Here is an 11581-nt window from a genome sequence, read left to right on the forward strand (position 1 = left end):
AGCCTGGATCAGATGTGATAGATGTCGATGACCTGGTTGATGTAGTCGTTCTTGAGCACGACGTACTTGTCCAGGATGCGTGGCTGCGCGCCGGAGAGGTCGAGCGTGTAGCGCGACATGCCGAAGTAGCTGTAGGTGGTCTGGTAGCGATGGCTCAGCGTGTGCCAGTTGAAGCGCACGGTGCAGGTGTCGCCCGCCACCCCGAGCACTTCCACGTTGCTCAGGTTGTGGCTGGTGCGCGTGTCCGGAATGGTGGCGCTGGAGCGCTCGGTCTTGATCCGGAACACGCGATCCTCCAGGCCCTGCCGGGTCGGGTAATAGATCAGCGAGATCTCGCGCTGCGGGTCGGTGATCAGCTTGCCGTCGTCATCCCAGCAGGGCATCCAGAACTTTGCGTCGGGGTGGTAGCACGCAAGCCATGCGTCCCACTCTTCGTCATCCAGCAGCCGTGCCTCGCGGTACAGGAAGGACTGGATGGCGGCCACGTCGACCGGTTTGTCGAGGGTGATGTCGGCGGTGCTCATGCTGCGCTCCCTGCGGCGGCGGTGGCTTCATTCGCAGCTTCGGCGGATTGCTCTGCCACGGCCTTCTTCATCACGTCCAGCCAGTAGCGGTGCTGCACGGTGTAGAGGCCCTCGTCTTCGGTGCGCACGCCGCTCATCACGGGCTTGAGTCCGATGCGCTGCGCGGCCTCGTCGGCACCGTCGATCCAGTGCTTCGCGCCGCGGCACATGTCGTTCCAGGCCAGTGCCTGCCCGGCGTAGCCCTGCTGGCAGGCGCGAAACTCCTCGAGGTCGTCGGGGGTGGCCATGCCGCTGACGTTGAAGAAGTCCTCGTACTGGCGGATGCGGCGCGCGCGCGCCTCGTCGGATTCGCCCTTCGGCGCGATGCAGTAGATGGTGACCTCGGTCTTGTCGACGGCCAGCGGACGCAACAGGCGGATCTGCGAGCCGAACTGGTCCATCAGGTAGACGTTGGGATAGAGACACAGGTTGCGAGAGTTCTGGATCATCCAGTCCGCGGTCTCCGCGCCGCAGCGCTCGGCGAATTCCTCGCGGCGGCTGAAGTTGGGGCGGTCCTCCGGGTTGGCCCAGCGCGTCCACAGCAGCATGTGGCCATGCTCGAAGGCGTAGAAGCCGCCGCCCTGCTGCCCCCACTTGCCGGCGTCCATGGCGCGGATCTTGTCTGCCTGCGCGTTCTTCTGCTTGCGCTGGCTGGTGGTCGCGGCGTAGTTCCAGTGCACCGCCGACACGTGGTAGCCATCGGCGCCGTTCTCGGCCTGCAGCTTCCAGTTGCCCTCAAAGGTGTAGGTGGACGAGCCGCGCAGCACCTCAAGCCCGTCGGCCGACTGGTCGACGATCATGTCGATGATGCGGGCCGCTTCGCCGAGGAAGTCCTTCAGCGGCGGCACGTCAGCGTTCAGGCTGCCGAACAGGAAGCCGCGGTAGTTCTCGAAGCGCGCCACCTTCTTCAGGTCGTGCGAGCCTTCCTTGTTGAAACAGTCAGGGTAGCCGGCGTTCTCCGGATCCTTCACCTTCAGCAGCTTTCCGCTGTTGTTGAAGGTCCAGCCGTGGAACGGGCAGGTATAGGTGGCCTTGTTGCCGCGCTTGTGGCGGCACAGCATGGCGCCGCGGTGGCTGCAGGCGTTGATGAAGGCGTTCAGTTCGCCCTGGCGATTGCGCGCGATTACCACCGGCTGGCGGCCGATATGGGTGGTGTAGTAGTCGTTGTTGTTCGGGATCTGACTTTCGTGCGCCAGGTAGATCCAGTTGCCCTCGAAGATATGCTTCATCTCGAGTTCAAACAGGTCTTCGTCGGTAAAGGCCTGGCGGTGCAGCCGGTAGTCGCCGCTTGCCTTGTCTTCCACCAGGAAGGCATCGAGGTCGAGGCGCCCGGCGCTGGGGCGAACGGGGGCCTTGCCCTCCGGATAGATGGGGATCATGGAGTTGTCTCCTGCCGATGTCTTGTCTGCTGGACGGCGCTGCGCATGGCGCTGCCGCCCGGACTGGATCTGCCGGCCCGCGCGGCGGGCGGCACTACGGAAAATCAGGCGGCGGCGCGCTGGCGCTCCACCTCGGCGGCGGGGGCGCCGGCCTGCTCCGGCAGCAACCGGAAGTCGAAGTCGATCGAGGCGAACGGCTTGTCCACGCCGTGCTTGTCGAGCGCGACGGCTTCGGTGACGCGGGTCACCGCCGGCACCAGCCCCTCGCGGCTGGCGAAGGCGAAGTCATCCCACAGGTATTCGTCGCCGTCGATGTTGATCTGCGTGGTCAGCTTGCGATGGCCGTCCGCCGACACGAAGAAGTGGATGTGGGCCGGGCGCCGGCCGTGGCGCGCGAGCTGGTCCAGCAGGCGCTGGGTGGTGCCTTGCGGCGGGCAGCCATAGCCGTTGGGCACGTTGCTGCGGAACTGGTAGCGGCCATTGGCGTCGGTGACGATGGTGCGGCGCAGGTTGAAGTGCGACTGGGTCTTGTCGAAGAACGAGTAGTTGCCCATCAGGTTGGCGTGCCACACCTCGACCCTGGCGCCGGGCAGCGGCTTGCCGTCGGCGCCGTACACCGTGCCTTGCATGAACAGGACCTCACCCTTGCCATCGTCGCTACCGTCGTCGAGCCGGGCAAAGCCGATGCTTTCCGGGGCGCCGGCCACGTAGAGCGGGCCTTCGATGGTGCGCGGGGTGCCGCCGGTCAGGCCGGCGCGGGCTTCGGCCTCGTCGGCGCGGACGTCGAGGAAGCGTTCCAGCCCCAGGCCGGCGGCGAGCAGGCCCAACTCCTGGGTGGCGCCCGCCTCGGCGAAGTACTCGATGCCCTTCCAGACTTCGCTGGCGCTCAGGTCGAGGTCCTCGATCGCCTTGAACAGGTCCGCGGTCAGGCGGACTACCACCTGCTGCACGCGCGGGTCGGGGGTGCCTTGCGTGCCGGTGGCGACGATAAAGCTGTGGACCAGGGCGTCGATTTCCGAGTGAGTCATGATGGGGTCTCCATAGTTGTGGTTGGGTCCCGGTTCATGCTTTGCAGGTATCGAGCTTGTCTTCCGGGCACGGATGGAGCATAGTCAACGGCAGTTTTGGCAGTCCAACACTGATTTAGTATCCGCTCGATACTCAGGAGGTATAGTCTTGGAATTGCGGCACCTGCGTTACTTCGTGGCCGTGGCAGAGGAACGCAACTTCACCCGGGCGGCCGAGCGGCTGCATATCGCACAGCCGCCGCTGTCGCGCCAGATCCAGCAACTGGAGGACGACCTGGGTGTGCAACTGTTCGAGCGCCACTCGCGCCCGCTGAAACTGACCGACACCGGGCGCTTCTTCTATACCCACGCGCTGCAACTGCTGGCCCAGACCGCGGAACTGCAGGCGATGACCAAGCGGGTCGGCAAGATCGAGCACAAGATGTCGGTCGGCTTTGTCGGCTCCACGCTGTACGGGATGCTGCCGCGGATCATCCGGCGCTTCCGGCAGATGCACGCCGATCTCGAACTGAGCCTGCACGAGATGTCGACCATGGACCAGATCAAGGCGCTCAAGGAGGGGCGCATCGATGTGGGCTTCGGGCGCATTCGCCACGAAGACCCGTCGGTGCGGCGCGTGGTGCTGCGTGAGGAGCGCATGATCGTGGCGCTGCCGGTCGGCCATCCGCTGGCTGACGCCAAGCCCGAGCTCGCGCTGCACGACCTGGTCGGCGAGCCGCTCATCATCTTCCCCAAGGCGCCGCGCCCGAGCTTTGCCGACCAGGTGCTGGCCGCCTTCCACGACCGCGCCCTGAAGCCGCGCCGCCTGCACGAGGTGCGCGAGCTGCAGATCGCGCTCGGGCTGGTGGCGATGGGCGAAGGCATCTCGGTGGTCCCGAGCAGCGTCTACGGGCTCAAGCGGGGCGACGTGACCTACAAGGAACTGGACGATCCCAAGCTGGTGTCGCCCATTATCATGAGCACGCGCATGCTGGACGAGTCGGCCGACCTGCGCTCGCTGCGGGACATGATCTACCAGCTCTACGAGGATGAGGGCATGGCCTACCTGCCGCCGCCGAAGGAATAAGGCGCAACGGGCGGTTCATACTCTGGAGGTATGGAATCAGACGCCAACGGTCTTGGACACCCTAAAAATAGCCTTCCATACTCCGGTGCAACATTCAACTGCATCAGGAAGGTATGAAAGTGGCGACGCAGCAAAGCATCACGGCCATCGAGTCCATCGAGGCCATCCTGGTCGATCTTCCGACCATCCGGCCGCACCAGCTCGCCATGGCGACCATGCAGCGGCAGACGCTGGTGATCGTCCGCCTGCGCTGTGCCGACGGCATCGAAGGCCTCGGCGAGGCGACCACCATCGGTGGTCTTTCCTACGGCGACGAGAGCCCCGAGGGCATCAAGCTGACCATCGACAGCTACCTTGCACCGGCGCTGCTGGGCCAGGATGCGGCCAACGTGCATGGCGCCATGGCGCGCCTCGGCAAGATCGCACGCGGTAACCGCTTCGCCAAGTCGGCGCTCGAGACCGCGCTGCTGGACGCGCAGGGCAAGCGTCTCGGCGTGCCGATGGCGACACTGCTGGGCGGCGCCGTGCGCGACACCCTGCCGGTGCTGTGGACGCTCGCCAGCGGCGACACCGCGCGGGACATCGACGAGGCGGAGCGCCTGCTTGCCGAGCGCCGCCACGACACCTTCAAGCTCAAGATCGGCCGGCGCAGCGTGCGCGAGGACGTAGCACACGTTTCCGCGATCAAGCGCGCGCTGGGCGAGCGGGCGCGCGTCACGGTGGACGTCAACCAGGCCTGGAACGAAGCGGATGCCGCCACCGGCATTGCCATGCTGGAGGCCGCCGGCATCGACCTGATCGAGCAGCCCACGCCACGCGAGCAACGCGCCGCGCTGGCGCGTCTGGCGGCGCGCTTCGTCGTGCCCATCATGGCCGACGAAGCCGTGTGCGGGCCCGAGGACGCGATGGAACTTGCCCGCATCGGCGGCGCCGACGTGTTCGCCCTGAAGATCGCCAAGTCGGGCGGCATCTTCGGCATGCTGCGCACGGCCGCGGTGGGCGATGCGGCCGGCATCGCGCTGTATGGCGGCACCATGCTCGAAGGCAGCATCGGCACCATTGCCGCCGCCCACGGCTTTGCGACCCTGCCGCAACTGGCGTGGGGCACCGAACTGTTCGGCCCGCTGCTGCTGAAAGATGACATCGTGGCCGAGCGCCCCGTCTACCGCGACTTCGCGTTGCACCTGCCGCAAGGCCCCGGCCTCGGCATGGCCCTGGACGAGGACAAGCTCGCCCACTACCGGCGCGACCGCGCCTGAATCCCTGCAATCAGACCCCATCAGAATCGAGGCGAGGAGACACCAATGCTGTATCTGGTACGAATGGACGTAAACCTGCCGCACGACATGCCCGCCGCGCAGGCGGAGGACATCAAGGCGCGCGAGAAAACCTATGCGCAGGACCTGCAGCGCCAGGGCAAGTGGCAGCAGCTCTACCGCGTGGTCGGCGAGTATGCCAATTACAGCGTGTTCGACGTCGAGTCCAACGAGGCGCTGCACACACTGCTGTCGGGGTTGCCGCTGTTCACGTACATGAAGATCGCCGTCACCCCGCTGGCGCCGCATCCTTCATCGATCCGCTAAGGGAGCCCACGTCATGCGCTTTGCCACCCGCGACGGGCTTCGCCTTCACTATGAACTCCACGGTCCGGCCGGCGCGCCGGTGCTGGTCCTGTCCAACTCGCTGGGCACCACCCTGTCGATGTGGGATCCGCAGATGCCGGCGCTGCTGGAGCGCTTCCGCGTGCTGCGCTACGACACGCGCGGCCATGGCGCTTCAGGCGTGCCGGCAGCGCCGTTCGGCATGGCCGAGCTGGGCGCCGACGTGCTGGCGGTGATGGACCATGCCGGTGTCGAGCACGCCCACTTCTGCGGCCTGTCGATGGGCGGAATGACCGGCATCTGGCTGGCACGCCATCATCCCGCGCGCTTCGGCCGCTTCGTGCTGGCGAATACCGCGGCGCTGATTGGCCCGGCGTCCGGCTGGAACACGCGCATCGAGCGCGTCCGGAACGAGGGCATGGCGGAGATTGCCGGGGGCGTGCTGGCCCGCTGGTTTACGCCGGCCGCGCTGGCAGGCGATCCGGCGCGTATGGCACCCGTCCTCGACATGCTCGCAACCACGGACCCCGACGGCTATATCGCCAACTGCGCCGCCGTGCGCGATGCCGACCTGCGCGGCCTGCTGCCAGGCATCCGCTCGCGCGTGCTGGTGATCGCGGGCGTGCAGGATGCCGCCACCACGCCGGAACAGGGCCGCAAGCTGGCGCAAGGCATTGCCGACGCCGAATACCTCGCGCTCAATGCCGCGCATTTGTCCAACTGGGAGTTGCCCGAGGCGTTTTCGCACGCGGTGATCCGCTTCCTGTCACAGGCGTGATGCCATACATCCTTACCGGAGCCGACATGACCCAGCCCTGCATTATCTCCGTCGCCATCACCGGCTCGCTGCCGCGCAAGCGTGACAACCCTGCCGTGCCGATCACGGTCAGCGAGCAGGTCGAATCCACTCAGGCCGCCTTCGAGGCGGGCGCCACGCTCGTCCACCTGCACGTGCGCAATGACGACGAGACGCCCTCCTCCGAGCCGGACCGCTTTGCCCGCGTGCTGGAGGGCATCCGCAAGCATGCGCCGGGCATCATCACGCAGGTCTCCACCGGCGGCCGCTCCGGCGCGGGAAGGGAGCGAGGGGGGATGCTGTCGCTGCGCCCGGACATGGCGTTGCTTGCCACCGGCTCGGTCAATTTCCCCACTCGCGTCTATGACAATCCGCCAGACCTGGTGGACTGGCTCGCCGCGGAAATGAAGGCCTACGCCATCAAGCCCGAGATAGAGGCCTTCGACCTGTCGATGATCTTCCAGGCAGTGGCCATGCAACAGGCCGGCAAGATCGACGGCGCGCTGCATATCCAGTTCGTGATGGGGATCAAGAATGCGATGCCGGTCGATCGCGAGGTGCTTGCCTTCTACGTGCACACCCTGCGGCGCCTGGCACCCGATGCGACCTGGACCGGCGCTGGCATCGGCCGGGACCAGTTGACGATGGCGCGCTGGTCGCTCGAGCTGGGCGGCCATTGCCGCACCGGCCTGGAAGACAATGTGCGGCTTGACAAGCAGACACTGGCGCCCTCCAACGCCGCGCTGGTCAGCCAGGTAGCGGCCTTGTGCGAGGAATATGGGCGCCCCGTGGCGACAGTGGCCCAGGCGCGCGCGCTGCTGGGGCTGCCATCAAAGGAAATCGACGGGCGTTCGCCCTGCTAGATTAAGGCCTATTCGAAGACGTGCAGGGCCGCTGCGCCTTGCTGGCAGACCAGCAACCCCGCCGCGTGGCTCGACACGCGGGTTTCCCGTCAACCGTTGCCCGCCCTTCTCAACGCCGCGCCGACTTCTCCATAGAATGCGCGCAATTTCTCCACCTCGACGTCTACAGGCAGCAAGGCGGGCCACAACAACGCCACCATATCCCTGGCCGTCTTCTCGATATCCACTTGCCGCTGCCGGGCGATTGCGTCCCACAGGATGTGCTCCATCGGGCCGAGGATTGCCGAGCGCAGCAGGCTCAACGGCAGGTCATCCCGGATCTCGCCGTTGTCCCGCGCCCGCGCCAGCAAGTCCATCAACGGCGCCGTATACCGGCGCTGCAGCGGTACAAACACCTCTCCCAGCCCCGGCCCTTTGGCACGTCCCTCTGACAACACCAGCGCACACAAGCCCGTCCCCTGGATCAGGAACAACCTCAGGTGTGTCCTGACATAGAATTCCAGCTGCACCTTTGTGCTCTGCCCGTGCGGCATGCCTTGTTCCACGGTGCCGATGATCTCGTCATACCAGTCCTCGATCACGCGTGCGCATAGCTCGCGCTTGCCATGGAAGTAGGTGAACACCGTGCCCTCGGAGATGCCCAGGCGCTGGGCGATCTCGGTGGTCGTGGTCCGCTCATAGCCGAGCTCGGCGAATACCTCGCGGCTGACGCGCAGGATGTCCCGGATGCGTTGTTCCGCCTTGGCGCCCGCCGGCACACGGCGGGGCGATGTGACGTCTTCCATCTTGATTGAGTCCTTGCTTGCCCGAAGGCGAGATTATAGGGCCGGCTCAACCCTGACTTGAGCTTTACTCAATTTTAGGTTGCCATTTCGATTGGCACCATGTATTTTTCGATCATCGCACCAACGGGCGTCAGGCGAACCTCGGATGAATAGTTAAAAATAAGGCAACCGCGCCGCAAATATCCGGGGAAACCCGGAGACGCCACCCCCAGAATCCATCGATACGCCGTTTATTGAGTAACACTCACAAATATCCGACGTGACGAACCACAACCGGGCTTTGGAGACAAGTATGACGATGCAGGCCGAGTCCTCTCCCACCATCCTGCCGATTGGCGGGCTTTCGCATGTGAGGGGGGACACCACCATTCCGCTGTCGGAACAGACCGTGCCGGAGTTGCTGGCGCAAACGGTGGCTCGCTACCCCGAGCGGGATGCCGTTGCCTTTCGCGAGCAAGGGGTGCGCTGGAACTGGCGCGAATTCTCCGATGCCGTGGACGCACTGGCGGCAGGCCTGCACACGTTGGGGCTGGCCAGAGGCGACCGCGTCGGCATCTGGTCCCCCAACCGGGTCGAGTGGCTGGTCACCCAGTTCGCCACGGCGCGGCTGGGGCTGGTGCTGGTGAACATCAACCCCGCCTACCGCCTGTCCGAGCTGGAATACGCGCTGAACAAGGTGGGCGTCAAGGCGATCGTCGCGGCGGAAGCCTTCAAGACCTCACGGTACCTGGAGATGCTCCAGGTACTCGCCCCCGAACTGGCCACCTGCGCGCCGGGCGAACTGCAGGCGGCGCGGCTGCCGGCACTGCGCTGCATCATCCGCATGGGCGACGAACATACACCCGGGATGCTCCGCTATGCCGATGTGATTGCGCGCGGCACGGGCGTGGCGCGGTCGACGCTGAATGCCATCACGGCACAACTGGACCGCCATGACCCGATCAACGTGCAGTTCACCAGCGGCACTACCGGTGCGCCCAAGGGCGCCACGCTGACCCATCGCAATATCGTCAACAACGCACGCTTCATTGCCATGGCGATGCGTTTCTCCGAGCAGGACAAGCTCTGCATTCCGGTGCCCTTCTATCACTGCTTCGGCATGGTCCTGGCGGTGCTGGCCTGCGTGTCCTCCGGCGCGGCAATGGTGTTCCCCGGCCAGGCCTTCGAGCCGGAAGCCACCATGCAGGCGGTCAGCGAAGAACGCTGCACGGCACTGCATGGCGTGCCGACCATGTTCATTGCCCAGCTCGATCACCCGAATTTCTCGCAGTACGACTTCTCTTCCCTGCGCACCGGCATCATGGCCGGGTCACCCTGCCCGATCGAAACCATGAAGCGCGTGGTGTCGCAGATGCACATGTCCGAGGTGACCATCGCCTATGGCATGACAGAGACCAGTCCGGTTTCCTTCCAGAGCAGCACCACCGATCCGCTGGACAAGCGCACCACCACGGTGGGCCGCATCCAGCCGCACCTCGAGGTCAGGATCGTGGACGCGACAGGTGCCACGGTCCCGGTAGGCGAAACCGGCGAGCTGTGTACCCGCGGCTATTCGGTGATGCTGGGCTACTGGGATGACGAGGCACGTACCGCCGAAGCCATCCGCGACGGCTGGATGCACACCGGCGACCTCGCCACCATCGACGCGGAAGGCTACTGCAATATCGTTGGCCGCGTGAAGGACATGCTGATTCGCGGCGGCGAGAACATCTACCCGCGCGAGATCGAGGAGTTCCTGTTCCGCCATCCCAAGGTCCAGGCGGTCCAGGTGTTCGGCGTTCCCGACCAAAAGTACGGCGAAGAGGTCTGCGCGTGGATCGTGCTCAAGCCAGGCGCGAGCGCCACGGAGGACGAGATCCGCGATTTCTGCCGCGACCAGATCGCGCACTACAAGATCCCGCGCTACATCCGCTTTGTCGACGAGATGCCCATGACCATCACCGGCAAGGTACAGAAATTCGTGATGCGCGAGCGCATGACGCAGGACCTGAAACTCAGCGAATCCAGGACGGCCTGACGCGCCGGCGCCGGTGCACGGCGCCAGCCATTCCCCCGATCCCACAGACAACACCAGAGACAACACCGCTATGAACACCCTCCCCGGCCTCAAGTTCGACCTCGGCGAAGACATCGAAATGCTGCGCGATTCCGTGCGCGCCTGGGCCCAGGCCGAACTGGCCCCGCGCGCCGCCGAGATCGACCGCACTGACCAGTTCCCGATGGACGCCTGGCAGAAGATGGGCGACCTGGGCGTGCTCGGCATCACGGTGGCCGAGGAATACGGCGGCGCCAACATGGGCTACCTGGCGCACATGATCGCCATGGAAGAAATCAGCCGCGCCTCGGCCTCGGTGGGCCTGTCCTACGGCGCGCACTCCAACCTGTGCGTGAACCAGATCCATCGCAACGGCACGCCGGCGCAGAAGGCGAAGTACCTGCCCAAGCTCGTCTCGGGCGAGTGGATCGGCGCGCTGGCGATGAGCGAGCCCAATGCCGGCTCCGACGTGGTCAGCATGAAGCTGCGCGCCGAACTAAAGGGCGACCGCTACGTACTCAACGGCACCAAGATGTGGATCACCAACGGCCCCGACTGCGACGTGCTGGTGGTTTACGCCAAGACCGAGCCCGACCTGGGCGCGCGCGGCATGACCGCGTTTATCGTCGAGAAGGGCATGAAGGGCTTCTCGGTGGCGCAGAAGCTGGACAAGCTGGGCATGCGCGGCTCGCATACCGGCGAGCTGGTGTTCCAGGACGTGGAGGTGCCGGTCGAGAACATCCTCGGCGCCGAGAACGGCGGCGCCAAGGTGCTGATGAGCGGGCTGGACTATGAGCGCGCGGTGCTGTCGGGCGGGCCGGTGGGCATCATGCAGGCCTGCATGGACGTGGTCACACCCTATATTCACGACCGCAAGCAGTTCGGCCAGAGCATCGGCGAGTTCCAGCTGATCCAGGGCAAGGTGGCCGACATGTACACCACGCTGCAGGCGGCGCGCAGCTACCTGTACACGGTTGGCAAGAACCTGGACGGGCTGGGCAGCGACCACGTGCGCCAGGTGCGCAAGGACTGCGCCGCCGTGATCCTGTACACGGCCGAGAAGGCCACCTGGATGGCGGGCGAGACCGTGCAGATCCTGGGCGGCAACGGTTATATCAACGAATACCCCGCCGGCCGGCTGTGGCGCGACGCCAAGCTGTACGAGATCGGCGCCGGCACCTCGGAAATCCGCCGCATGCTGATCGGCCGCGAGCTGTTCGCGGAAACCATGTAAGCGCGCCTACCTTCGCCATCTGCCGACCGACAGCACCATCTCGCGGCACACCCAGAAGCACGATATGCCAATCATCGAAACCAAACTGAACGCCCGCTCCGAGTCCTTCAAGGCCAACGCCGAAGCCATGCAGGCCCTGGTAGCCGACCTGGAGGCCAGGATCGCGAAGCTCGCCGAAGGCGGCGGCAAGGACGCGCGCGACAAGCACCTGTCGCGCGGCAAGCTGCTGCC

The 11581-nt window shown here is 65.5% G+C and carries 11 protein-coding genes and 1 pseudogene; 8 read left to right on the forward strand and 4 right to left on the reverse strand.

The window, feature by feature from the left end:
- Positions 1-8 precede the first annotated feature (8 nt).
- From benB to catA, 3 genes are all read right to left on the reverse strand, one after another.
- Entirely contained in the window at positions 9-524 is a 516-nt protein-coding gene (gene benB / locus CF68_RS06745) for a benzoate 1,2-dioxygenase small subunit (protein ID WP_035816915.1), read from the reverse strand.
- Entirely contained in the window at positions 521-1942 is a 1422-nt protein-coding gene (gene benA / locus CF68_RS06750) for a benzoate 1,2-dioxygenase large subunit (RefSeq protein ID WP_035816917.1), read from the reverse strand. Before benA ends, benB begins: the two co-directional genes overlap by 4 nt.
- A gap of 104 nt (positions 1943-2046) precedes the next feature.
- Positions 2047-2970: a catechol 1,2-dioxygenase gene (catA, locus tag CF68_RS06755; protein WP_035816919.1), complete on the reverse strand. Its 924-nt coding sequence runs from the start codon at positions 2968-2970 to the stop codon at positions 2047-2049.
- A gap of 148 nt (positions 2971-3118) precedes the next feature.
- On the opposite strand from catA, the gene CF68_RS06760 reads away from it, so the two are divergent.
- The 5 genes from CF68_RS06760 (at position 3119) to CF68_RS06780 (ending at position 7296) form a co-directional block, all read left to right on the forward strand.
- A complete protein-coding gene (locus tag CF68_RS06760; protein WP_010811734.1) occupies positions 3119-4036 on the forward strand; it encodes a LysR family transcriptional regulator in 918 nt (305 codons plus the stop codon).
- Positions 4037-4149: 113 nt separating this feature from the next.
- On the forward strand, positions 4150-5295 hold the full coding sequence (locus CF68_RS06765; protein WP_035816921.1) for a muconate/chloromuconate family cycloisomerase: 1146 nt from the start codon (positions 4150-4152) through the stop codon (positions 5293-5295).
- 45 nt (positions 5296-5340) lie between these two features.
- On the forward strand, positions 5341-5619 hold the full coding sequence (gene catC, locus CF68_RS06770) for a muconolactone Delta-isomerase (protein ID WP_035816922.1): 279 nt from the start codon (positions 5341-5343) through the stop codon (positions 5617-5619).
- A gap of 13 nt (positions 5620-5632) precedes the next feature.
- Positions 5633-6415 carry a 3-oxoadipate enol-lactonase gene (gene pcaD, locus CF68_RS06775; RefSeq protein ID WP_035816923.1) on the forward strand — a complete coding sequence of 261 codons (783 nt, stop codon included), beginning with the start codon at positions 5633-5635 and terminating at the stop codon, positions 6413-6415.
- A gap of 26 nt (positions 6416-6441) precedes the next feature.
- The gene (locus CF68_RS06780; protein ID WP_035816924.1) at positions 6442-7296 is read left to right on the forward strand and encodes a 3-keto-5-aminohexanoate cleavage protein; all 855 of its coding nucleotides are present in this window, start codon (positions 6442-6444) and stop codon (positions 7294-7296) included.
- 89 nt (positions 7297-7385) lie between these two features.
- Here CF68_RS06780 and CF68_RS06785 read toward each other — a convergent pair whose 3' ends face one another.
- Positions 7386-8081: a TetR/AcrR family transcriptional regulator gene (locus CF68_RS06785; RefSeq protein WP_013956909.1), complete on the reverse strand. Its 696-nt coding sequence runs from the start codon at positions 8079-8081 to the stop codon at positions 7386-7388.
- A 292-nt stretch (positions 8082-8373) separates the two neighbouring features.
- Between CF68_RS06785 and CF68_RS06790 the strand changes: the two genes are divergently transcribed.
- From CF68_RS06790 to CF68_RS36990, 3 genes and pseudogenes are all read left to right on the forward strand, one after another.
- On the forward strand, positions 8374-10098 hold the full coding sequence (locus CF68_RS06790) for an AMP-binding protein (protein ID WP_035816926.1): 1725 nt from the start codon (positions 8374-8376) through the stop codon (positions 10096-10098).
- A gap of 70 nt (positions 10099-10168) precedes the next feature.
- A complete protein-coding gene (locus CF68_RS06795) occupies positions 10169-11350 on the forward strand; it encodes an isovaleryl-CoA dehydrogenase (protein WP_035816928.1) in 1182 nt (393 codons plus the stop codon).
- Positions 11351-11414: 64 nt separating this feature from the next.
- Positions 11415-11581, forward strand: a pseudogene (locus CF68_RS36990) (methylcrotonoyl-CoA carboxylase); the annotation flags it as partial.

This window comes from Cupriavidus sp. SK-4, assembly GCF_000611125.1.
Lineage (GTDB): Bacteria > Pseudomonadota > Gammaproteobacteria > Burkholderiales > Burkholderiaceae > Cupriavidus > Cupriavidus necator.

Coding starts and splice junctions, on each gene's coding strand:
- benB (WP_035816915.1), bottom strand. CDS start 524: ATGAGCACCGCCGACATCACCCTCGACAAACCGGTCGACGTGGCCGCC.
- benA (WP_035816917.1), bottom strand. CDS start 1,942: ATGATCCCCATCTATCCGGAGGGCAAGGCCCCCGTTCGCCCCAGCGCC.
- catA (WP_035816919.1), bottom strand. CDS start 2,970: ATGACTCACTCGGAAATCGACGCCCTGGTCCACAGCTTTATCGTCGCC.
- CF68_RS06765 (WP_035816921.1), top strand. CDS start 4,150: ATGAAAGTGGCGACGCAGCAAAGCATCACGGCCATCGAGTCCATCGAG.
- catC (WP_035816922.1), top strand. CDS start 5,341: ATGCTGTATCTGGTACGAATGGACGTAAACCTGCCGCACGACATGCCC.
- pcaD (WP_035816923.1), top strand. CDS start 5,633: ATGCGCTTTGCCACCCGCGACGGGCTTCGCCTTCACTATGAACTCCAC.
- CF68_RS06780 (WP_035816924.1), top strand. CDS start 6,442: ATGACCCAGCCCTGCATTATCTCCGTCGCCATCACCGGCTCGCTGCCG.
- CF68_RS06785 (WP_013956909.1), bottom strand. CDS start 8,081: ATGGAAGACGTCACATCGCCCCGCCGTGTGCCGGCGGGCGCCAAGGCG.
- CF68_RS06790 (WP_035816926.1), top strand. CDS start 8,374: ATGACGATGCAGGCCGAGTCCTCTCCCACCATCCTGCCGATTGGCGGG.
- CF68_RS06795 (WP_035816928.1), top strand. CDS start 10,169: ATGAACACCCTCCCCGGCCTCAAGTTCGACCTCGGCGAAGACATCGAA.